This is a genomic window from Ectobacillus sp. OTK (genome assembly GCF_059698935.1).
This window is the reverse complement of sequence record NZ_AP048548.1, coordinates 103,404-125,874: the sequence shown is the minus strand read 5'-3', so window position 1 is coordinate 125,874 and position 22,471 is coordinate 103,404. Positions and strand designations below refer to the sequence as shown.

General features: G+C 38.2%; 22 protein-coding genes. 12 read left to right on the top strand and 10 right to left on the bottom strand.

Annotated features, from left to right (window positions below):
- Window positions 1-11: 11 nt before the first annotated feature.
- From AC6HZ4_RS27815 to AC6HZ4_RS27805, 3 genes are all read right to left on the bottom strand, one after another.
- On the bottom strand, window positions 12-2,420 hold the full coding sequence (locus tag AC6HZ4_RS27815; protein ID WP_497495896.1) for a heavy metal translocating P-type ATPase: 2,409 nt from the start codon (window positions 2,418-2,420) through the stop codon (window positions 12-14).
- 15 nt (window positions 2,421-2,435) lie between these two features.
- On the bottom strand, window positions 2,436-2,744 hold the full coding sequence (locus tag AC6HZ4_RS27810) for a metal-sensing transcriptional repressor (RefSeq protein WP_497495895.1): 309 nt from the start codon (window positions 2,742-2,744) through the stop codon (window positions 2,436-2,438).
- 200 nt (window positions 2,745-2,944) lie between these two features.
- Complete coding sequence (locus AC6HZ4_RS27805; protein ID WP_497495894.1) at window positions 2,945-3,895, bottom strand: metal ABC transporter substrate-binding protein; 951 nt, start codon at window positions 3,893-3,895, stop codon at window positions 2,945-2,947.
- A gap of 206 nt (window positions 3,896-4,101) precedes the next feature.
- Between AC6HZ4_RS27805 and AC6HZ4_RS27800 the strand changes: the two genes are divergently transcribed.
- Entirely contained in the window at window positions 4,102-4,653 is a 552-nt protein-coding gene (locus AC6HZ4_RS27800; RefSeq protein ID WP_497495893.1) for a hypothetical protein, read from the top strand.
- A 46-nt stretch (window positions 4,654-4,699) separates the two neighbouring features.
- Here the strand turns inward: AC6HZ4_RS27800 and AC6HZ4_RS27795 are convergent, their stop codons facing one another.
- Both AC6HZ4_RS27795 and AC6HZ4_RS27790 read right to left on the bottom strand, forming a co-directional pair.
- On the bottom strand, window positions 4,700-4,948 hold the full coding sequence (locus AC6HZ4_RS27795; RefSeq protein WP_497495892.1) for an SHOCT domain-containing protein: 249 nt from the start codon (window positions 4,946-4,948) through the stop codon (window positions 4,700-4,702).
- Window positions 4,949-5,268: 320 nt separating this feature from the next.
- Complete coding sequence (locus AC6HZ4_RS27790) at window positions 5,269-5,853, bottom strand: YdhK family protein (protein ID WP_497495891.1); 585 nt, start codon at window positions 5,851-5,853, stop codon at window positions 5,269-5,271.
- A gap of 557 nt (window positions 5,854-6,410) precedes the next feature.
- Between AC6HZ4_RS27790 and lgt the strand changes: the two genes are divergently transcribed.
- Window positions 6,411-7,235: a prolipoprotein diacylglyceryl transferase gene (lgt, locus tag AC6HZ4_RS27785; protein WP_497495890.1), complete on the top strand. Its 825-nt coding sequence runs from the start codon at window positions 6,411-6,413 to the stop codon at window positions 7,233-7,235.
- Between the two features lie 24 nt (window positions 7,236-7,259).
- Window positions 7,260-7,967, top strand: coding sequence for a cytochrome c biogenesis protein CcdA (locus tag AC6HZ4_RS27780; protein WP_497495889.1), 708 nt, complete (start codon window positions 7,260-7,262; stop codon window positions 7,965-7,967).
- A 234-nt stretch (window positions 7,968-8,201) separates the two neighbouring features.
- Here AC6HZ4_RS27780 and AC6HZ4_RS27775 read toward each other — a convergent pair whose 3' ends face one another.
- From AC6HZ4_RS27775 to AC6HZ4_RS27765, 3 genes are all read right to left on the bottom strand, one after another.
- Entirely contained in the window at window positions 8,202-8,714 is a 513-nt protein-coding gene (locus tag AC6HZ4_RS27775; RefSeq protein ID WP_497495888.1) for a DUF2269 domain-containing protein, read from the bottom strand.
- A gap of 2 nt (window positions 8,715-8,716) precedes the next feature.
- Window positions 8,717-8,881 (bottom strand): hypothetical protein, encoded by a 165-nt coding sequence (locus AC6HZ4_RS27770; protein WP_497495887.1) that lies wholly within the window; start codon window positions 8,879-8,881, stop codon window positions 8,717-8,719.
- A gap of 160 nt (window positions 8,882-9,041) precedes the next feature.
- Window positions 9,042-10,295: a type II restriction enzyme NmeDI-related protein gene (locus tag AC6HZ4_RS27765; protein WP_497495886.1), complete on the bottom strand. Its 1,254-nt coding sequence runs from the start codon at window positions 10,293-10,295 to the stop codon at window positions 9,042-9,044.
- A 202-nt stretch (window positions 10,296-10,497) separates the two neighbouring features.
- On the opposite strand from AC6HZ4_RS27765, the gene AC6HZ4_RS27760 reads away from it, so the two are divergent.
- The 3 genes from AC6HZ4_RS27760 to AC6HZ4_RS27750 all read left to right on the top strand — a co-directional run bounded on the left by AC6HZ4_RS27760 (window position 10,498) and on the right by AC6HZ4_RS27750 (window position 12,927).
- Window positions 10,498-11,055: a TVP38/TMEM64 family protein gene (locus AC6HZ4_RS27760; protein ID WP_497495885.1), complete on the top strand. Its 558-nt coding sequence runs from the start codon at window positions 10,498-10,500 to the stop codon at window positions 11,053-11,055.
- Window positions 11,056-11,146: 91 nt separating this feature from the next.
- Window positions 11,147-12,118 carry a F510_1955 family glycosylhydrolase gene (locus AC6HZ4_RS27755; RefSeq protein WP_497495883.1) on the top strand — a complete coding sequence of 324 codons (972 nt, stop codon included), beginning with the start codon at window positions 11,147-11,149 and terminating at the stop codon, window positions 12,116-12,118.
- A 77-nt stretch (window positions 12,119-12,195) separates the two neighbouring features.
- A complete protein-coding gene (locus tag AC6HZ4_RS27750; protein WP_497495882.1) occupies window positions 12,196-12,927 on the top strand; it encodes an urease accessory protein UreH domain-containing protein in 732 nt (243 codons plus the stop codon).
- A gap of 32 nt (window positions 12,928-12,959) precedes the next feature.
- Here the strand turns inward: AC6HZ4_RS27750 and AC6HZ4_RS27745 are convergent, their stop codons facing one another.
- The gene (locus AC6HZ4_RS27745) at window positions 12,960-14,609 is read right to left on the bottom strand and encodes a multicopper oxidase family protein (RefSeq protein ID WP_497495881.1); all 1,650 of its coding nucleotides are present in this window, start codon (window positions 14,607-14,609) and stop codon (window positions 12,960-12,962) included.
- 161 nt (window positions 14,610-14,770) lie between these two features.
- On the opposite strand from AC6HZ4_RS27745, the gene AC6HZ4_RS27740 reads away from it, so the two are divergent.
- The 4 genes from AC6HZ4_RS27740 (at window position 14,771) to AC6HZ4_RS27725 (ending at window position 18,475) form a co-directional block, all read left to right on the top strand.
- Window positions 14,771-15,445 carry a response regulator transcription factor gene (locus AC6HZ4_RS27740; RefSeq protein WP_497495880.1) on the top strand — a complete coding sequence of 225 codons (675 nt, stop codon included), beginning with the start codon at window positions 14,771-14,773 and terminating at the stop codon, window positions 15,443-15,445.
- Window positions 15,446-15,474: 29 nt separating this feature from the next.
- On the top strand, window positions 15,475-16,863 hold the full coding sequence (locus AC6HZ4_RS27735) for a sensor histidine kinase (protein WP_497495879.1): 1,389 nt from the start codon (window positions 15,475-15,477) through the stop codon (window positions 16,861-16,863).
- Window positions 16,864-17,407: 544 nt separating this feature from the next.
- The gene (locus tag AC6HZ4_RS27730) at window positions 17,408-18,181 is read left to right on the top strand and encodes a hypothetical protein (RefSeq protein ID WP_497495878.1); all 774 of its coding nucleotides are present in this window, start codon (window positions 17,408-17,410) and stop codon (window positions 18,179-18,181) included.
- A gap of 27 nt (window positions 18,182-18,208) precedes the next feature.
- Entirely contained in the window at window positions 18,209-18,475 is a 267-nt protein-coding gene (locus tag AC6HZ4_RS27725; protein WP_497495877.1) for a hypothetical protein, read from the top strand.
- Between the two features lie 90 nt (window positions 18,476-18,565).
- Here AC6HZ4_RS27725 and AC6HZ4_RS27720 read toward each other — a convergent pair whose 3' ends face one another.
- Window positions 18,566-19,828 carry an IS1182 family transposase gene (locus tag AC6HZ4_RS27720; protein WP_497495876.1) on the bottom strand — a complete coding sequence of 421 codons (1,263 nt, stop codon included), beginning with the start codon at window positions 19,826-19,828 and terminating at the stop codon, window positions 18,566-18,568.
- 284 nt (window positions 19,829-20,112) lie between these two features.
- Between AC6HZ4_RS27720 and AC6HZ4_RS27715 the strand changes: the two genes are divergently transcribed.
- Together AC6HZ4_RS27715 and AC6HZ4_RS27710 are read left to right on the top strand one after the other, a co-directional pair.
- Window positions 20,113-20,397, top strand: coding sequence for a cadmium resistance transporter (locus tag AC6HZ4_RS27715; RefSeq protein WP_497495875.1), 285 nt, complete (start codon window positions 20,113-20,115; stop codon window positions 20,395-20,397).
- 640 nt (window positions 20,398-21,037) lie between these two features.
- A complete protein-coding gene (locus tag AC6HZ4_RS27710; RefSeq protein WP_497495874.1) occupies window positions 21,038-22,174 on the top strand; it encodes a stage II sporulation protein P in 1,137 nt (378 codons plus the stop codon).
- Window positions 22,175-22,471: the final 297 nt, after the last annotated feature.

Genomic DNA, 22,471 nt, shown 5'->3' with positions numbered 1-22,471 from the left:
TTATATTTCATTTATATTTTCACGCGTTTCAAACGAAGCGCGTTTGTCACGACAGATACAGAGCTGAATGCCATTGCAGCTCCAGCGACCCAAGGCTCTAATAGTCCGGCTGCTGCTACAGGAATACCGATTGCGTTATAGAACAAAGCCCAGAACAAGTTTTGGCGAATATTCTTCATTGTTTTGCGGCTTAGATCGATTGCTTTCGGGATATGAGCCAAATCTCCACCTACTAAAGTAACATCGGCAGTCTCAATGGCAACATCGGATCCTGTACCAATTGCCATGCCGATATCAGCTTTTGCAAGGGCTGGTGCATCATTAATTCCATCACCGACCATGGCCACTCGTTTGCCTTGCTTTTGCAATTCATCAACGATGTTTGCTTTATCTTCCGGAAGTACCTCTGCATAGACACGGTCCAAATGTACTTGCTTCGCAATCGCTTCTGCTGTACGTTTGTTGTCCCCGGTTACCATGTATACTTCTATGCCCATTTGCTTCAATACTCCAATGGCTTCTTTTGAGCTTTCTTTTACGGTATCAGCAACAGCAACAATCCCTGCAAGCTGCCCATTGATGGCAACAAGCATCGCTGTTTTCCCTTGCTGTTCAAGCTCTACCATCTTGTCTTCATGTTGTGAAACCTCCACTGAGCGCTCTTTCATCAGTTTTCGTGTTCCAACAAGAACGGATTTTCCATCAATAGTGGCTTCAATTCCGTGCCCAGTGATGGCAGAAAAATGCTCTAATGGTTTGACGGAAATGGATTGCTTCTTACCATATTCCACAATTGCATGGGCTAATGGATGTTCAGAAGCACTTTCGGCTGCAATGGCATAGTCTAGCATACCTTCCTGGAATTTCAACACATCGGTCACTTCTGGTTTTCCTTTTGTGACTGTTCCTGTTTTATCTAGCAATACAGCATTTACTTTATGTGTTCCTTCTAGGTATTCACCTCCTTTAAAGAGGATACCTTTTTCTGCGCCCTTACCTGTACCAACCATAATGGATGTCGGTGTTGCAAGACCAAGCGCACAAGGACAAGCAATGACGAGAATGGCAATTGCTACTTCGAGTGCCGTTGGCAGATCACCAGGTGTAATAAAGAAATACCATACGATAAAAGCAACCACAGCAATTCCTACAACAATTGGTACGAAAATACCTGAGATTGTGTCGGCCATACGTTGGATAGGTGCTTTCGAGCCTTGTGCTTCTTCTACAATTTTAACGATGCCAGCTAGTGCTGTATCTTTTCCTACCTTTTCTGCCCGAATCGTTAGAACACCGTTTGTATTGATAGTTGCGCCAATAACAGGGTCTCCTTCTTTTTTGTCGACTGGAATGGATTCACCTGTAATCATTGATTCATCGACTGAAGATGCACCCGTGATGACGATACCATCTACTGGTATTTTTTCTCCCGGTTTGACAAGAATAGTATCACCGATTACAACTTCTTCTAGGGGAACCTTTACTTCTTCCCCATTACGAACCACGAGGGCTTCTTTCGCCTGTAGGCTTAACAACTTAGAAATAGCTTCTGTTGTTTTCCCTTTCGCTAGTGATTCAAAGTATTTTCCGACAAGCACAAGTGTAATGAGCACGGCACTTGTTTCAAAATACAAGCTCGGCATATAGTTAGGATTTTCTAGCGTTTTGAAAGCCTCGTACAAGCTGTAAAAGTATGCTGCCGATGTTCCGAGTGCTACCAGCACATCCATATTAGCACTCTTATTTCGTAATGCCCGGTATGCACCTACATAGAAGTGACCACCGATATAGAACTGAACGGGTGTAGCTAAAAGAAGCTGGAACCATGGATTCATTAGGATATGCGGCATTGGTAAAGCTACATCAAACGGCATGTGAGCAAGCATCGTATAGAGTAAAGGAAGCGATAAGATAGCAGAAATCCAAAGTTGCCGTTGTTTTTGTTTCAGCAGCTCTTCTCTACGAGCTGTGTTATCATGCTCTTCGTTTCGTACTTGCCCCGTGTATCCAAGCTTTTTAATTTTTTCTATAATATCTTCGATAGATGCAGTGCCTTCGTTGTATTCTACAACAGCACTGTTTGTTGCCAAGTTTACTGCTGCACTTGTAACACCCTCCATACGGTTTAACCCTTTTTCAATTCGGGTCGCACATGCAGCACATGTCATACCTTCAATATCTAACGCGACTTTTTCTGTCGCAATTCCGTATCCTAAATTTTCAATTTTTGATTGAATATCAGCTACACTTTGTTTGGATGGATCATATTTAACCGTAGCTTTTTCCATCGTTAAATTGACATTCGCTTCTACTCCCTCCATCTTGTTCAATACCTTCTCAATTCGGTTTGAACAAGCAGCGCATGTCATGCCGGTTACTCCAAGTGTAACAAGCTTTTGTTCGAGTTGTTGTTCACTCATAAAGCTTCCTCTCCTTTATTTTGAGAACTGCTTAATTACATTCATAAGTTCTTGAATCGACTCTTCACCATTTCCTTCACGAATCGCTTTCGAAACACAATGATTTGTATGACGTTCCAGTAAGTTGAACCCAACTTTGTTCAACGCCGCATTAATCGCAGAAATTTGAACCAAAATATCTACACAGTAACGATTATCCTCTACCATTTTTTGAATGCCGCGAACTTGCCCTTCGATACGCTTTAAGCGTTTGATGAGATTCTCGATTTCCTTTTCTGTCCTCGGCACCATGTCCGGATGTATATTATCTTCACAATGATTCATTACAATCACCTCATGTATTATACTGACCATCTTTATATACATTATACGGGTAAGGGGTATAAAATGCAACCCGTTTTCTTTTAAATGTGCGTCCATTTTGTGACACATTTTTTATATGTTGTATCTAAAAAGTCACTGCAATACAAAAGGAACCTGCTTTTACAGCAAGTTCCTAATCATTGTGTTCTCTTCAAACAAAGCTACTGCAACGCTTTTTGTAGAGAGGATATATTCTTTTCCATAAGGGTAAAGTAATCTTCTTTATTCTTCATTTCGGCGTCTGTAAGGGTTTCTAAGTTATGGAGTGTTAATGTCTCCGCTCCTACTTCTTTTTTCACAACATTTGCGACTTTGTTACTCAAATTAGGCTCAAAGAAGATGTAGGAGATTTGCTTTGCTTTAGCGATTTCAATAATCTCTTTTATTTTCTGCGAAGACGGTTCATCTGTCGGGGATAGCCCGCTTATTCCAATTTGTTTAAGTCCGTATGCATCTTCCCAGTATCCATAAGCAGAATGGGATACGATAAATTCTTTTTGAGATGCTGTATTGCTCAATTCTTTGAATTCTTGATCAATATCTTCTAGTTTTTGCTTTAACACACTGTAGTTTTTCTCAAAATCAGCTTTGGAATCAGGTTTTAACTCAATAAGGGCTTCTTTTATATTCTCAGCCATCTGGATGGCACGAGCAGGATCCAGCCAAATATGAGGATCTACATCGAGTTGCTCTTCTTCATGCTGTTCCTCAGTATTTTCCTCATCAGAATGAGCATCCTTTGCGTCAATAAGTTTGACGCCTTGTGAAGCCTTTACTACAGAGACTTTTTCATCTTTTACAACTTCTATCACTTTATCTGCAAATCCCTCTATGCCTGTTCCACTATAAATAAACATATCGCCTTTTGCTACCTTCACCATATCCTTTTGTGTTGGGTCGAAAGAGTGAGCTTCCGTACCAGGAGGAATAAGATTCTCTACACTGACATGAGTGCCTCCAATCTGTTCTGCAAAAAATTGAAGCGGATAGATTGTCGTATATACCCGTAAAGTACCTGATTGTTCTTCCGTTTTTTTCGTTGTAGAGCTGCAAGCAGCAAACAGACTCACTATAATTAATAGTGGAATGAATACCTTCCTTAAGCTTTTCATCACTTTCTCCTTTCATGTTGCTATTTCTTCTAATCATTTCATTAATCGTTATAATTACGATTTATGCTTGTAAAAGCATATTATTTTTACAGCTGAAAGTAAATATCTTTTTTGAATTATGCAGAAATTTTGCAGAGATATATAGTCATAAGAATTCCTAGATATCACATATGATGAAGGTAACAAAAGGACAGGGAGGTATTACGATGTCCATATATACACCGACAGTCTTAGCCCTTTGCTTTATCAGCGTTTTAGCTTCAGCATATACTTCTAAAAATAAAGGTACCCTCATGGAGTATATGGTATTTATCATGTCATTTAGTATGACCATTAGTCTAAGTCTTGGATTTTATTTCGGAATGATTTTCAAAGGAAATCTAGTGTCCTCTACTTTACTTTCCATGTTGATTGGCGGGGGGATTGGTTTATTGATTGGCTTACGATTTCACCTCTATTCTGCTTTAGAAGGACTGTTTTCTGGATTTATGGCTGGTATGATGGGAGCAATGATTACAGAGATGCTGAACATGCAACAAACGCATACTGTACTGTTGATTAGTATCCTACTTACGATTACATTCACATTGTTTTGCACAATTCAATTTTTATCCGAAACCTTCTCAGGATACATCTCCCGTCGATTTTTCTTTTTACTTTCAATCGGGATTATGATTATTGTTACCGTTTTTGTAACATTTCCAAATTTTCATTCAAACGGTTCTTCTGAACATGAACAACATATGCAGCATCACTAGAACGCAAACCCCCAATGTTTCAGACATTGGGGGAGATTTATAAAGGTCATTTCACTTTTTCAATTAGATGAGTATACTCTTCTTCTGTAATTTCACCATTAGCTAATCTTATTTTTAAGATTTCGATGGGATTATTGGTTTGCTGCTTTGGTTGATTTCTTTTTTCGAATTTCATAATTCCCATAACAAGAAGAGCAGTGAGTAATGCCCAAACGAGAACCATTCCGCTCATCATCATCCATCCACCTCCATTGGAAAAACAATTCATTCCATCTGCACCCATCATATTCATCATAGGAACCGTCTCCTTTCTATATCTTTATCATACAATACAACTATGCAAAACTTGTGCAGTTCTTCACAAAATAAAATAATTTTAACTATTTTTCAAAAACATAAAGAATCCCAATGTTTAGACATTGGGGAGATATTATACAGATTGTTTTATTTTTGATGAGCTATTACATGGTTGTAATTACATAATGGTTGTAGGTCTTTTTATAAAGATAAGAAACAGTTTAAATACAAAAAGAGCTTTTCTACATAAGAATAAGCTCTTGAAGTTAACAAGGTTTAATGACTTTGATGTTCAGATGATGCTTCTTTTTCACTTTACTATTTAGATGGTGATAGTTCGCTTTCTGTTACCCATTTATGATTCGTTACTTTTTCTCCCCCAGTCGTTGGAGTATAATCAATCATGTATACAGTAGTCTTTTCAGCAGAATCAATTGTTGCCTTTGCACCTTCCATGCCTTCCATATGCTCTGCATCAGTCGTTATTTCTGTGCCGGGTTTTAATTCTTCTTCACCAGCTTCTGGGATTTCTTCTTGAATAATCCACTTATGATTCGTTACTTTTTCTCCTCCATTTGTAGGAGTATAAGATATAGCATAAGCTATAGTATCGTAAGCGCCCACGATTGTTGCTTCTGCACCTTTCATGCCTTCCATATGACCATCTTTGATAATTGCTTTGCTTCCCACTTTATAAGTTGGGTTTTCTACAGCTTTCAAACCTTCAGGCACTTCACCTGAACCCTCCATATCCATATCCATATTTGAGTGGTCCATTGTGTTCTCTTCAGTTTGAGTTGCTCCCTCTTTGGGAGCCGTACTTTCATTATCACTTGCACATGCAGCTAATGTAAGTGCTGAGATCACTGAGATAATTCCTACGGCTATTTTTTTGTTTTTCATATTTTCCACCTCTTAAGAGTTTTTTTATCAACCAACTTTAGCATATTTTCAACAAAATCCTCCAAAACAATACTCTATTTCAATGGAGTATTTCATATTAAATTACTAGTACCATTGAATAAACCAACAATATTCTTTAATAGGTCCTTTTCATAGAATATAATGCTGTTGTTTTTATTTAAAAGAACATAAAAGACAAAAAATGGATAAAAGTAACTGTACTTTTCATATGTTATCACATAAATGTCGAGAAATTATGGAGATTTTATTTAAATTTCTTTTTTGTTGTGTTTCTCCACACAAAATGCAAAGTTTTATTTTAAAGTAAGAGAGATAGACAATTTTCATAAAAAAGGAAGAGCCTGATTGAGAAGCGAATGAGCACTTTCCTGAAAATTGTAATCATACTTGAATAGATAGGAGGGATTTTGTGTAATCACGACTTCTATAATCTATACGGGGAGTTTCACTAGAAAAGTAATGACTCTCATGAAATATGCTTGAATGAATATTCTCATTTCGAGCATTAAAAATAGAAAGAAAGGATAAAACATACAATGAATTTACTAACTGTACAGCCATTAAATCGTGTAGCAATTCAATTCGGCTCCTTTACTGTGTATTGGTATGGGATTATTATCGGTGCCGGTTTACTACTGGGACTAGCTTTAGCCATTCGTGAAGGAAAACGACTAGGTATCTCTTCCGATACCTTTACGGACTTAGTTTTATATGCTCTGCCTATCTCCATTACAACGGCACGTATGTATTATGTATCGTTTGAATGGGATTATTATAAGAGTCATCCTGATGAGATTATTGCAATATGGAACGGTGGAATCGCTATTCATGGTGCACTCATAGGTGCTGTTCTCACTGCAGTTATATTTGCACGCAAACGACAGATATCATTTTGGAAATTAGCAGATATCACAGCACCTAGTTTGATTTTAGGGCAAGCAATTGGGCGATGGGGAAACTTCATGAATCAGGAAGCGCACGGTGGTCCAGTATCACGTTCTTTTTTAGAATCGTTACGCCTGCCTGATTTTATCATCAATCAAATGTATATTAAGGGCGTGTACTATCACCCTACTTTTTTATATGAGTCTGTTTGGAATATAATCGGTTTTGTGATATTACTAGCACTCAGAAAAGCAAATCTAAAGCGTGGAGAGCTGTTTTTAAGTTATCTGACATGGTACTCCATCGGACGATTTTTTATAGAAGGTTTGCGGACAGATAGTCTGATGCTGACATCTTCTTTGCGCATAGCTCAAGTTGTATCTTTGTCTCTCATTATTATTTCAATCATAGTCATGGTATATCGCAGACGAAAAGGATTAGCATCCGAGTTTTATAATGAAACTCCTTCATCTTAATAGGAGCAAAAGGATGGAAACCATATGAGTGATATAAATATTTTCCTAGCATTCGGGGCGGGGTTACTCTCTTTTATCTCCCCTTGTTGTCTGCCGCTCTATCCAGCTTTTCTGTCCTATATTACCGGGGTATCCGTTGATGAAGTCAAGAAAGAGAATGTGATGCTTCAAAAACGAGCACTCCTTCACACATTCTTTTTCTTACTCGGTTTTTCTGTTATTTTCATCGCTATTGGATTTGGTACTTCTGTAATAGGTAAAGTATTCGTTGATTATCAGGATTTAATCAGACAAATTGGTGCGTTATTTATTATCTTTTTTGGTCTGGTGATTGTAGGTGTATTTTCACCTTCCTTTATGATGAAGGATAAACGATTTGTTTTCCATAGCAAGCCTTCCGGTTATTTCGGTTCTAGCTTAATTGGAATAGGATTTGCGGCAGGTTGGACTCCTTGTACAGGCCCAATTCTTGTATCAGTTATAGCCCTGGCCGCTTCCAAACCAAGTTCAGCTCTTCCATATATGTTCGCTTATGTACTAGGGTTCGCTGTACCTTTTTTCTTCATGTCATTTTTTATTGGCAGGCTGAAATGGATAAGAAGGTATAATATAGTCATTGTAAAAGCAGGAGCAGTTCTTATGATTATCATGGGGATTCTACTGTTTTTTGATTGGATGACGAAAATCATTGTGTTTTTCACAGGTCTATTCGGCGGATTTACAGGATTTTAGATGTTCATCAATCGGAGAGATCTCATGTTTTAAATTACTAATTTACTGACTCTAACCAAGATACAAATCTGTTACTTTGCAGTTATGTATTTTGGTTTTTTATTTTTAGGTATCGTTACTACTTGTTGCTATTTACCAAAAGAAAAACCACCCTGTAGAGTGGTTTACAACGTACTTATTTAACTACCAAATGCTGTTCATTTGGCTAAATCGCTGCACCTATGACTTACTACTCTAGCTCTGCTTGGATTGCTTACGCCACCCGTAGCGGGTCATTCCACGAGGTTTATACACCGATAACACCATCATAATGAGTAACACCAGTAATCCGCCACTAGCGTGGACTACGAGTGAGAGTCTCGCTTCGCGTAAATCGGTACTGGATAATACCGTGTTTGCTGCTACGTCTGCAATGTAGCTGATTGGTGCTACCTGCTGTAGCAAGATAACGGTAGAAAAGATGGCTAGCAGAAATTTTATTAAAACCCAATAGTGACGGAACAAACCCCACTTTGTCCCCAGTGACTGGACTAGTCCACTTAACAGCGAAGCAAGGCTCAACGGGACAATGATGAATCTGGTGGTTACATCCATCGCTAGATAGGAAGCACGTACCATCTGAGCATCCTGACTGGTCAGACCAGAAATAGCAAGAACTAGGAAGACAGCGACCGCTCCAATCCAGCCGACTGAGGCAGTGATATGCATAAGGAGCGAGAACTTGCGTAGAAACGGTGGCATGATCATTGCTATTTCCCCTCTTGTTCGATGGAAGGCATGTGACGACCAGGACCGTGTTTACCAGCGATGCCAGTAAGCTGTAGTATAACAAACAGTAGAACTAGGACAAGGGCAATAATCCCAAAAATTTTCACCCAACGCGGTGTGCTAGGGGGCGATTTGTGCTCAGTCATGTATAAGTCCTCCAATACGTAATATGTTGATTTAGTTTTATCATTGAAATATCCTCATTTTTGCTTCAATGATATCTTACTTCAAAATTCAGTAAATAGACAGCCATTCGTAAGAGCTAAAGGCTGCTTTATCTTCTATCAAACTGTACCCATTGCACAGTTAAATACTTTTGGCTATCTTGTCTAGAACCGTTACATCTGTGCCGAATTTGCACATCGCATCACAATCACAGCGTAAATCCTTGAACAAGAGATAGGATAAGTTAAATCCCTCCAGCCTTTTGAATGAAGGTCTAAGCAATTGTGCTTTAATCTCTTTCTCTCTTTTATCAGGTGCAACTAAATAAAACACAGAAGAATCCGAATCAATAGATAAGCATAAATCATGCAGACGTAAAATGCCAGAATAAATGGATGTACTCTTTTCCACTTCAAATCCGCAAACAATCTGATGATCTGTATCTAACCAAATCACATCAATTAAAGACACCGTATCAAACACTGAATCAGGAACGTTCGAAACTTTCAAGTCAGATATTGAAAACTCCCCTAGCTTAACATCTTGAAACGTTCTTTTATGGTCATTTCTAGCAATCCATACGTTATATCCTAATGCTTTTCCTAAACGCGCCAGGTGATATTGCATCTCGCTGTGTGCGTTGTCTTCTTCATGGTCTTCCAATACTTCCTTATGACGCTTGCTTTTATTTTTATTTCCTTTGTCTTCTTGAATCTTAGAGGCAGTTTCCGCATTTTGTTCAACAATGAGACGATACGTTCCAATTTCGAACAACAGTCCTGCAATTGCTCCTAAGTCCTTTGACAACAAATCTTTGTATTGATTATTTTCCGCTATGAGGACATCACGGATTTGTAAATATGCTTCCCAAGACCCTAACTTCTTTTTTTGACCATACAGTAGATTAAATCCATTTAGGATGGCTGTATTAAATGGCGGAAATAATGTTGGGTGCAAGAAATATAAAAGGTTAGCTACCGCTGGACCCAGCCCTTTAATTTTCATTTCGTCTAGTTTTTGTATTTCTGCAATTAGCTGAGATTCATTGCTTGTTAGGAGAAAAGCCTTTAAAAAACGACCAAACGCTTTTTGATGTTTTTCATTTTCATAAATATCCGGGATCCGCAGCTTTGGCTTCCAATAAAAAGCATGTGCCGCTCCTTCAAATACTTGTTTTTGTTCTGATATGGCCGTAACGACCGTTTCAAGGCTAGAGCCTTTAAAATCATTGCCAAATACTCCACTTTCTATCTCTTTTACAACGACAGCCAGTCCCTTTTTAATCGTTCGAAACGCTTTTAGCCGTTCCTCGTTGTTCAAAAACCAAGTATGATAAACTGATTCCATATCCATCTTATAATCCTGTATAATTTGATTTAGACCTAATTCGACCATCTCTTTCAGTGTCCTCCTGTTCTCCTTTTCAACAACTATATAAGTAGAAAATAACAATATGCTATTAGCTTACAATGTTTAGAAGGTATATTCCACAAAAAACAATATATCTAAACGTTCGGTATCCATTAGTATTTCATTTGATTGTGAAGCAAAGAAAATGGCTACATAAACGCATAGAAAGAAAAAGGAGACATATATTATGCAGCAGCAATTAGAAAATATGCTTTATACGTATAACGAGTTTGCCATTCTCTTAAGTATTCTCATTAACATAGGAATCAGTATTATTGGCTTTATGCCAAGTGTTTTCCTTACTGCGCTGAATGTAAAGTTATTTGGAGTATTGGGGGGAATTGTAGTATCCATTATAGGTGAAGCATTAGGAGCCATCGTTTCCTTTGGATTGTACAGGCTAGGATTTCAAAAGTTTGCACAGAAAAAAGCTTCTGGTTATCCAAAGGTTCAGAAATTATTGCATGTAACAGGAAAAGAAGCATTTTTTCTCATTCTTTTCCTACGGCTTATGCCTTTTGCTCCATCCAGTCTTGTAACTCTATTTGCCGCATTAGGGAAAGTGTCGTGGATTACATTTGCGATTGCTAGTACAATTGGCAAAATTCCAGCCCTATTAGTTGAAGTTTATTCTGTAAATGAAGTAATGAACGGGTCGCTAATAGGGAAAGTCATATTAGTGGCAGTGGCTCTGGGGATTTTCATATACATTTGGAACATGCATAAGCAAAAAGTTAAAAAATGACCCTGTGTTTTGGGTTCTCCATAATTTCTCGACATTTCTTTGTTATAATGAACGTTACGATTGCGTGCCGGAGAGGGGGATACAAACTAACATGAAAAAATGGTTAACAAGTGGAATTGTCATGACATCTCTACTTACAGTCACCGCATGTTCAAATAGACAAGAAGCTGCTCCTAAACAAGAAGAGCAGTCGAAGCAAGAAGCGACAGGAACTGTGAATCCGCAAGATTTTTATAAAGTGATTACGAGTGGGAAAGTTGAACATATTCATGGGATTGGATATCCGGGCAATTTATCCGGAATTACGATTGCTACACATAACGGCTTGAAAGTGTATCAGAACGGAATATGGATGGCAACAATAGGTCAAAACAATGACTATATGGGCTTTCAAGCTGTACAAGATGGTTTTTATTCAAGTGGACATCCTGAACAAGGCTCCGATTTAAAAAATCCTTTAGGCTTAGTAAAGAGTCAGGATGGCGGAGAAACGCTTGAAAACATCGCGTTTTACGGTGAGTCCGATTTCCATTATCTTGCTGTTGGCTATAACAGCCACAGTATGTATCTGTTTAATGAACAAGCCAATGACAAGTTAAAAACCGGTTTTTATTACAGTACAGATGAGGGAGCATCTTGGAAGAAGAGTAAATTGAACGGTCTTTCTGCATCAGCAAGCATGTTTGCTGTACACCCCGACAAAGAAAGTGTGATCGCAATCAGTACAAAAGAAGGTATATTCTTATCTACAGACTACGGAAATACGTTCAATCCCTTCTCTGATAAAGTGGAGACAAGTGCAGTAACGGTCGGAGCTGAAGATGTAATTTACTCCTATACAAAAGATACAAAGCAAGGATTGATAAAACAATCTCTTGCTACAAATGAAAAGGTTGACATTACAATCCCAGCTCTTAATGCTGATGACTCTATTATGTACGTAGCTCAAAATCCAAAAAATCTATCAGAAATTGTCTTCATCACAATGAAGTCCAATATATTTGTTACTACAGATGACGGCAAGACGTGGAAACAAATCGCTAACAAGGGGTCAATCCAATAACACAGATAAACAACAAAGAGGCAGAGTGTTTCTAAAAGCTCCGCCCTTTTTCAGTTCAATAACAAAGGGGATATACTATGTTTACAACGATTAGCCAATGGAGTTATCAGCTTATGGCTCCCATTATGGATATAGCTAATGCTACGAGATCCATACCGATAGTATTTGCGATACTTCTTGGAATAGTTGGTACACTGGCACCCTGTCAACTTACTGGAAATATCAGTGCTATGACACTGTATGGGAATCGTTCCTTGCAAAAAAGGGTACCTTGGACATATGTATGGCTGTTTGTTCTTGGAAAAATAGTTGCTTTTACTTTTCTTGGCTTGTTAGTTTGGATACTCGGAAGGGAAATCCAACAAGAACTCCCTGTTTATTTTCCTTGGTTACGTAAGTTTATGGGTCCCTTGTTGATTGTCTCAGGTCTTCTATTGACTGGAGTGATTCAAATTCGTTGGTCCTTCTCTATGTTTGGTTCGTCAGAGCAGGTGTCTAAGCAAGGGAAAGCTGGTTCATTCTTGATGGGATTTCTTTTCTCCCTTGCCTTTTGTCCGACCATGTTTGTTTTATTCTTCGGAACACTTATGCCTTTTGCCTTATCATCACCATATGGGTATGCATTTCCATCTCTTTTCGCTATCGGAACCGCACTACCAGTCATTATCTTAACTTTAATCATTTCTTACTTAGGTTTAAGCGGTGCATTATTGAAAAAGAGCAGAAAAATAGGAAGAAATGTTCAAATTACAGCTGGTCTGTTTATGATTCTAATCGGTATTTATGATTCATTTTTATACTGGACGTAAAAAGGTCAACCCGGCAGGGTCGACCTTTTTTATTACTCTGGCATGTTTGGAACATTCGGGTTTGGCTTATAATCCGATCGATAATCTGTATACTTTACTTCTGTTACCATTCCGGCAGAAGCGTGGTGCAAATCATGACAATGGAACATCCACTCACCTGGATTATCAGCGATGAACGCTACTTCATATTCTTCACCTGGCTTCAAGTTGAGTGTATCCTTCACAATTGGAGACCCTTCTACCGGTTTTCCGTTCTTACTTAATACTTGGAAGAAGTGACCGTGTAGATGCATTGGGTGATCGTCTGTCGCTGAGTTGTTTTTCAACTTCACTTTGACAAGATCTCCTTTTTTCACTTGGATTGACTCTGTGTCTGGGAATGTTTTACCATTAATGGTGTATACCATACTTTCTCCATCCATGCCTGTGTTTAAATCCATGGTGTAGTTTACATCATACTGCTGATCTAGTGTGAAAGTACTTGTTTTCTTCGTGCCATAGGTTGTTAAATCGATTTTCGGAAGATTTTCATTCTCGTTTGCTTTATCTGTCATTTCCTTGCTTCCTTCGTATTCAATGACAGCTTTCATCCCCTTGGAACCTTCCATGTCACCATGACATTCAATATACCACTGGCCAGGATTGTTTGCTGTAAACTCTACATCATAACGTTCACCCGGTGCAATCGTTAAAAGCTGATCTTTTACTTCTGTTGGATTATTGATAGGCTGACCATCTGTTGCGATTACCTTGATATCTTGACCATGAATGTGGATGTTGTGGGACATATAACCGGCATTCACAAGTCGAAGACGAACTTTATCTCCTTCTTTTACTTGTAACTTTTTAACTAAATCACCGCTTTTACCGTTAATGGTGAACAAGTCATACATACTCATATCGTGACCTTGCATGTTCATTCCGTCCATATTCATATCATTTGAGTCTGTTGTATCACTATCACTGTTCATACTCATACCGGAATGATCCATGCCTTCCATATCTCCGCCTGTCATTCCGCCCGTGTCCGTACTTGAATCCGTATCACTTTTCTCATCTTTCGTGCTTTGGGTCATTTCTTTTATTTGTTCATCAATTTCTTTTTGATCTGTCACCCATTCGTCTAACATTAAGGTATAGTCTTTATCATATTTTTCTGCAGGATCTTCCACCACAAGTGAACCGTATAAACCGCGATCCAGCTGGTTTACAGAGTCTTGGTGGGAGTGGTACCAGTATGTGCCCGGTGTGTCAGCAGTAAATTCATACGTAAAGCTTTTTCCCGGCATCACGGCATCTTGTGTAACCCCTGGAATTCCATCCATATTATTTGGAACAGGATATCCATGCCAATGGATAGAAACTGGGGCTGATAATTCATTTTTTAGGGTTACTTTTACCTTTTCTCCCTTCTTAACACGAATCTCAGGACCCGGTGCTGAACCATTAAATGTCCAAACAGGCACAACAACACCATTGCCTATCTCTTGTTTTTCTTCTTTGGCAACCAATGTTATGTCAGGTCCGTTTAGAATCTTCAAAGGCTCTACAGCCGTTTCTTTTACGCTAGATTTGTTTTGATTTGTATTTTTATTATCCGTTGTACCATTTGTTGCCGCAGAACATGCAGTAATCAATGATATGGCGGAAACTGCAATAGCAGTCAAAATGGATTTCTTCATATGTTCTCCTCCTTCTGTTTCGTCTCGCTCATTATACAACAACATTTTCGAGAAATTATGGAGATGCAAATGTTTAAAAAATAAAAACAGAACTGCATAATTTCTGCACGCTTTTACAGTAAACTATTCTTTAGATAGAACATACTACTAGGAGGGTTCGTATGATTGAAATCTTACTTGTCGATGATGAACCACGCATGCTGGACTTATTGTCGTTATATCTGACACCAAGGGGCTATTACTGTGTAAAAGCAACGTCCGGGCAGCAAGCGATTTCCTTGCTTGAGCAAAGAGAATTTCGGTTAGTGTTGTTAGATGTGATGATGCCGGAAATGGATGGGTGGGAAACATGCAGGAAAATTCGTGAATTCAGCAGAGTTCCCATTATCATGGTTACAGCACGGAATCAAACACCGGATATCGTTCAGGGATTGAAGCAAGGTGCGGATGATTACGTCACAAAGCCATTTCATGAAGAGGAGTTATTAGCGCGCATTGAAGCGCTTCTGCGCAGAATGCATAGTGACTTAAAATTAGAGTTTAAGGGACTTTTATGGGATGAATTCAAGCATCTTGCATCTTTTCAGGGAAAGGAATTAGCCCTCACTCCCATCGAATTTTCGCTGCTAGGACTCTTTTTAAACAACAATGCCTATGTATTCAGCCGTGAGCAACTGATAGAGCGTATTTGGGGAACCGAATCGGATACAGAAGGTCGTACTGTCGATTCTCATATCCGAAACTTACGTGATAAATTAAGAAAAGTTGGCTTTCCAATAGAACAGCATTTAAAAACCGTATACGGAATTGGTTATCGTTGGATGAGTGAAGAATAATATTACTTAACCACAAGGATTGTGAAAATATGAAGCATATCTCCATTAAATTAGGATTTTATTTTTTAGTTTGTGTAACATTCATTGAAGCTGTATTGTTTGCCTTATTGTATTTCAGTCTAGTGAATACACGAGTTGACGAAGAAGTCTCCTCTCTTCTTGCCCGGGGTAACAGTCACAGTGATGTGTTAGAAAAGTATTTCGACCCACAAACGATTATGCACGTAGCACTAATGGAGTCAGAAGCGAAAACGAAAGTGGTCATAACAGCAAAGAACGGGAAAATACTTGCAAAGTCAAATAATGTGGACGTGGCAATGGAAGAGCATCTATCTAAGGCAATGGGTACTATACCTGAAAAAGGAGCTGTCATAGAAAATCATTGGAAAACGTCAAATTATATTTGTACGGTCAGTCCTATTCAAATGCAAGGAGAGACTAAGGGTTATGTCTATATGTTTTTAGGAACAGATTCCATTCAAGAACTGATAGAGCGGTTAACAAATCAATTTTTAGTACTTGCCGCTATTACTTTTTTGTTAACGGTTGTGACTATTTTCCTTCTATCTCGTAGCCTTACACAGCCGTTAATACGTATGAAGAAAGCCACAGAAAAGATGAGTAAAGGGGACTTGTCGGTTTCTTTAAATATTAAAAGCAATGATGAAGTGGGAGAATTAGCACATTCGATTCAGACGCTGGCAAATGATTTAGATTACATGAAAAAAGAAAGAAGTGAATTTCTAGCGAGCGTCGCTCATGAACTCCGTACACCGTTAACTTACGTCAGAGGATATGCGGATATCGCAATGCGGGATACACTCTCCTTAGAAGAACGAAATAAGTATCTGACTATCATCAAGGATGAGGCTGACCATGTGACAGGCTTAGTTCAAGATTTATTTGAACTTGCCCAGATGGAGAAGCATAATTTCATCATTGAAAAGCAAGAAACGGACCTCTATGATTTTTTAGAGAAAATCGTAACAAAGGTACAACTTGCCTACGAAGATAAACAGATTCGCATTCATTTATCTTGTCCGAAGGATATTATGGTCTCTATCGATCAAAAGCGATTTGAACAGGTTATCATAAACTTACTGAATAATGCATATTTTCATTCTCAGTCAAACTTCATCATATCTGTTACAGTGAAAAGAGACCAATCGAACGTACAAATTGCTATTCAAGATCAGGGAGAAGGAATTCCTCCTGAAGACCTCCCTCATATCTTTGAACGGTTTTACCGGGTCGATAAATCACGTACACGAGCAACCGGCGGTAGTGGTTTAGGGCTTGCGATTGTAAAAGAAATTGTTGAATTCCATGGTGGAACAATAGCTGCAACAAGCCAACTTGGAAAGGGATCTGTGTTCACCATTACATTAAAAAACAATAAAGCACGTTTTGTGAACTGATTCAAAACGGTTTAAAAGCCTCTGAAGTGAAATGATCTACTTTAAATGAAACAGTTAGTGTGTTTCCTAAGAGGTTCCGCTATCAAAACATGGGAATGATAAGCTAAGGATATGCAGAATGTTATGCAGTTTTGAGTGGTCCAATCCCCCGCAAAATGTCGCTGTGCCGGTGATGTATAGAATCTTGTATGTGCGATAAAAACGGCGAGGAAGGGATAATCCTTGCCGTTACTGTATTTTATGTCAGAGAGAATTCTCAATACTGTCGTGTTATGTTAACTGAACGATGAATACGATATTCATCGTTCTTCATACCTATTAAGAAATTTTCTTTACAAAAAACAAACAAAAATGATATTGAAATTCATTATCATTTATATTATCATGTCTCTTAGTCGATACCGTAGAATCGCTAGCCAACCAAACGATTTAAAAGATATTAAAATTACATTAAACTTCACCTATATTGTTGTATATTCACTTAGAGATTTAATTTTGCATTTAGCAATTATTTTATTACATATAAATATTTTGGAGGTATAAGATGGCGCAGTTAGTAGTAGAAAGTAAGTCTAATCGTTTGGTATCGGAAAAACTTATTGATTTTATGTTATACCTGGGCACATTTACTGGAATCAATCTTATTGCAGGGAGTGTTATCCATTTATTAGATCACTCCATGTACAACTATGTGCTAATGATTATAGGGATGATACTAACCCCAACCTCTATCCTTCTTAGAGAGAGAGTAATTGATAAGAAGCCTCCGCAGGCTGGATTCTTAGGGAAATTTATTATTACGCTCATTTCGGCAGTTATGGCAGGTTGTATCACTGGTGGAATATCCCACTTTGAACAACATACTAAATACGCTCTATATCTTATCATCAGTGGATTTGTAATGTCTTTTGCTACAACATTGTTGTACACCGAAAAACCTATAAAGACAGCAACTTTGGACTATTTCTTATGGATTGGTACTTTTTCTGGAATGAGTTTGATTTCAGGAACAGTTGTTCATATGCAAAATGAATGGTTTACACACTGGTGGTTAATGCTTATAGGCGCTATTCTAACACCTGCCACTATCGTTATCAGAGAAAAGCTTATCTTTAAACGAAAAGTAGAGGATCTTGTTCGTAAATTTATTCTTTTGTTCTTGCTTTCTTTTGGCGTAGGAGCGTTTGCTGGAGGAATTGTTCATTTTAACATAAATACAACATACTCCGCTGGACTGCTTGTTATTGGATTTACAGTTGGACTTTTGGCAGCTTTGAGTCAAAAAGAAGGGTCTTTAGCAGATTTACGCAATGTTTAATTTAAGATAAAGGATACGGTGAAGACAATGTCTCAAATCATCAAAGCATCTATTTTATCACTTATATTTGGTTCAACTGTGTATAGTGGGATTCTGTTAAACGTGTTTGAGGTAGAAGGAGATGGGCATTCGCATAGCCACAGTGAAACTGCGGAACATACTGAACAACCAAGTGCTAACGAGCCTAACAAACAACAGGAAGAAAGTCACACTCATAGTCAGAGTAAAACTGTGGAACATACTGAAAGTCATACTCACGACGAGCATGATAATTCTGATGGTCACTCTCATTAAAGTATAAGTAAGCCGCCAACAGGCGGCTCACGGTGTTGAAAAACGAAGTAGTCCATAAAAAAATCTCGAATTTCGAGATTTTTTTATGGACTATCTTTTCTTCTTTTTCTTTTTTTGGTAACTTAAATCTATGCCAGATTCGCGCAGCGAACGCAATTTGGCCCACTTTTTCAAGTTTTGTGATATAGCGGTCATCAAAACTTGGATTGTGACTTTCTGAACTCCACGGTAGCGTGCGAAGCGAAACCCGTGGAGTTCTTTACTTTCTGCAAAACTTCTTTCGACAGTAGAAGGTCGAACAGAACGCAGAACTTTCCCCCGTGGGGAAAGACGCTGAGAATGCAGACGGTCATATACATCTTGATGTACGGAAATACGAAGAACTCGATCTCCTTTCTTCGCATAAGGGCAGCCTTCACAGCTTCCTTTTGGAGGACGATACTCATGATACCCTTGTCTTGTGGAATTTTTATATGAAAATGGAACTCCACAAGGGCATGCATACAAATCTTCCGCCGCTTTTCGAAACTGAGTCGTTTTACACTTAGAATGTTCATTTCTTGCATACCTTCGGTAAGAAATATAAGCAAACATCTTCCGTTTTTCTAATCCTTCCCCCATACGAACATTGTAGTAACCAGCATCGAGGGCAACCTCCTTCGCATAGGTATTGTGGAACATACGAAGTTGGTCAAATCGCTGTAACACCACTCGATGACCTGGTGTAGTAGCTGGTGTGACGTAACAATCTAAAATAAAATTATGTAGACCATCTACGATACGATGATCGTAATAAGCAAAACGTCCAAACTTGTCGTGTTTTACGGAAAGACCCGCATCTGGGTCTGTCAGGCTTTGGGTTGTTTCTTTCGTGACAACCTTTCCTGCCTTTGAAGAGAGATCCTTTTTGCGATGAGCGATTCTCTTTTGATTGACCTTTTCTAGTGTATACGCATCTTCCTCTTGTTTTATTTCTTGTACGACGACACATTTTTTACGCTTATTTGCATTTGCCTTCAATTCTGTCTCATCAGCAATCCAAATATCATGCGAGATATAGCCATCCTGTTCGATCAGTTTCACGACATGACGAAACAAAGCCTCCCATATAGACGGATCAGAGATGCGACGATGTAGAAATTTAGAAATAGTAGAGTGACAAGGGATGCGGTCATGAGGAGAAATTCCAAGAAACCACCGATAGGTGATATTCTGTTGAACCTGTTTACAGGTAAAGCGGACCGATCGAAATCCTTCTATGTACTGGATAAGTAGAATTTTTACCAAAATAAGCGGGTCAATGGTAGGACGCCCGATGTGAGATGAGTAAAAGGGCTTGATGTAGCGATACACCAAACTTCAATCCATGACTTTTTCAATCTTCACTAAAGTATGAGTGCGGTCATACATCGTTTCGTAATGTTTTCTATTTTTCGTCATAGTTAAATTCTGTTCTACATAATACATACCAAAAACCCCTCCTCTTTCTATCGTAAAGAGGAGGGGGAAAAAATCAATCATCTATTGACGAAGTTGTTTTTCAACAGTCTGAGCCGCCAACAGGCGGCTTTTCGCTTTTCTAAGCTTATTTGGAAAGTTCGCTTTCTATTAACCATTGATGATTTTCACTTGTTGTAATGGTTGCTGCCGTTATATTTGCCAATGCAGGAGACAACATAGGTGAGTATATTCCTTTCTTCGCTACATACAGGGGATGGCAAATTGCTATAATTGTTATGCTCTTCTTATTACCTGTTACCGTATGGTGTTATATTGCTTACAAATTGATCGCATTCTTAATTATTGCACAGACTTTAGAACGATATGGCCACATCATTGTTCCTTTTTTCTTAATTGGACTAGGTATCCTAATTCTAAAAGAAAATGGCACTATTTCTTATTTCATCGAAAAATGGTCTTAATAAAAAACATTCAGAGTCTTACACAAGAAACCTGAAGAATTTTTTAATAGTCTTATAAATGTATTGATTACTGACAACGGAGGTTATAGTAACTAATCTAAAAGCAGCCCTATGAGCTAGAGCTGCTTTTCTTCGTTCTTAGCGTAATGATGCCCAATTTTGTCGGCAGGACTCCTGATAAAGATAGTAGCTGAAAATACTATTTGAATGATAGTCTACCAATATTTTATTAATTGAAACAGAGACCAAGTTACTGAGGCAAATGTCATCAGACTCATGAATAACCTATATATAATTGAGTAACTTTTTCGACTTCTCGTTGATACGAGAGTTAATCATTTTATTACAGGACTTGTACGGCTAGCATTGGTTAAGTTCTCTTATCACTATTCGATTCATATGTCGAAACTTTAAATCAGTTATATATAGTTCGAACCATGGTATTCATTGTAGCTATCCTAGTTATAGAACTTCCCATAATTATAACTCCAACGTCTTCTCTATTTTCAGATTTCTCATCTCTCAATATATACGAGTTATATATACATTGTATTGTATATCAATTCTATTTTATTTCTTACACAAAATAGTAGTATTTGATAGGACTTATACATATGTATGTATGGAAAGGGGGAGAGCATTGAACCGCCACCATATCATCAAAAGTGTGAAAATAAAGCAAGTACTGCTGCTTTGCTTTATTTTAGTCCAGCTGTTGTTCGTATTCTCTGCAATGTTTGTATCGTTTTTTCCAAGCCTAAAAGCTTCTTCTTTGAATAAATGGTCAACAACAGAGACTCTTAATACGTTTATGTATGCTTTTCAACTAGAAAACCACTATTTTACACAGGAGTTTCAAAAGCAAGGGAATTCACCTCGGTTCTCATCTATATTTCTTTCCATGATGACTAATATCAAAATTAATGATGTTCGTACTCTTATGCGTAATCAATTACCGGGTTTTTCTAATTACTATTCACAAATTGTTGTAGCAGGTGAGGGGACAGATGAAACAAATATTCCTCAGGATCCGAATATCCCATTAGAAGAGCTGTTGAAACAAAGGGAGGCGGATACGACCGTTCTACCACCTGAGAAATCTACACCTCCAGCCAAAGTAAACGAACAAAAAATTACCTTTATCTATTATTCTCACAGCCGTGAGTCGTTTCTCCCTCTACTTCCAGGTACAAAAGAGCCTAATGCTGCTTCGAGCGACAAGGTGAATGTTTCTATATTAGGAGAACGACTGGCAGCGAAGCTCGAAGAACAGGGAATTGGGGCTACCGACAGTGATGCAGATATAGTAGACATGCTATTGAAACGTGGTTTGAACTATGTGAGTTCGTATAATGTTTCCAGAGAAGTAGTGCAAGAAGCGGTGAGCCAAAACCAAGACTTCCGATATCTGATAGATATACACCGCGATTCTTCTCGTAAAGCGGTCACTACAAAGGTTATTAATGGAAAACCATATGGAAGACTTTACTTTGTAGTGGGAAAGGAAAATAAGCATTATGAAGAAAACCTGCAGTTCGCCAAAGCGATTAATGAATACTTGGACAAGCACTATTACGGCATCAGTAGAGGGATTTTTTTGAAGGATCGTCGAGAAGGAAACGGTGTTTACAATCAAGATCTTTCTCCTAACGCGATGCTCGTAGAAATCGGTGGCGTTGATAATAATGTAGATGAGCTATACCGAACTGTAGATGTTTTAGCTGAAGCCATTAGTGCCTATCATAAACAAGCAGAAAAAGTAAGTAATCCTCAATAAGATGGAATCTGTGGAGGGAATAGCATGCAACATTCAAAAGAACCTGTAGGGTGGCTGCTTTGGACATTATTCTCAACTTGTTTGGCCATGCTTCTCAGTATATGGTATATTGTTCTTCCTTTATTTGTTGCGGGTATGTCAATATCTATAAAAGTTCTAATTGAAAAACACATATATCAAATATAAAAGGGCCTAGCTTTTTTCTAGTCCCTTTTCTTTTGCATCTTGAATAGTAATATTGTATTTTAGAGAAAACTTTGTTTCCTTTTATTCATGTGTTACTTCTTTCCATGTTTT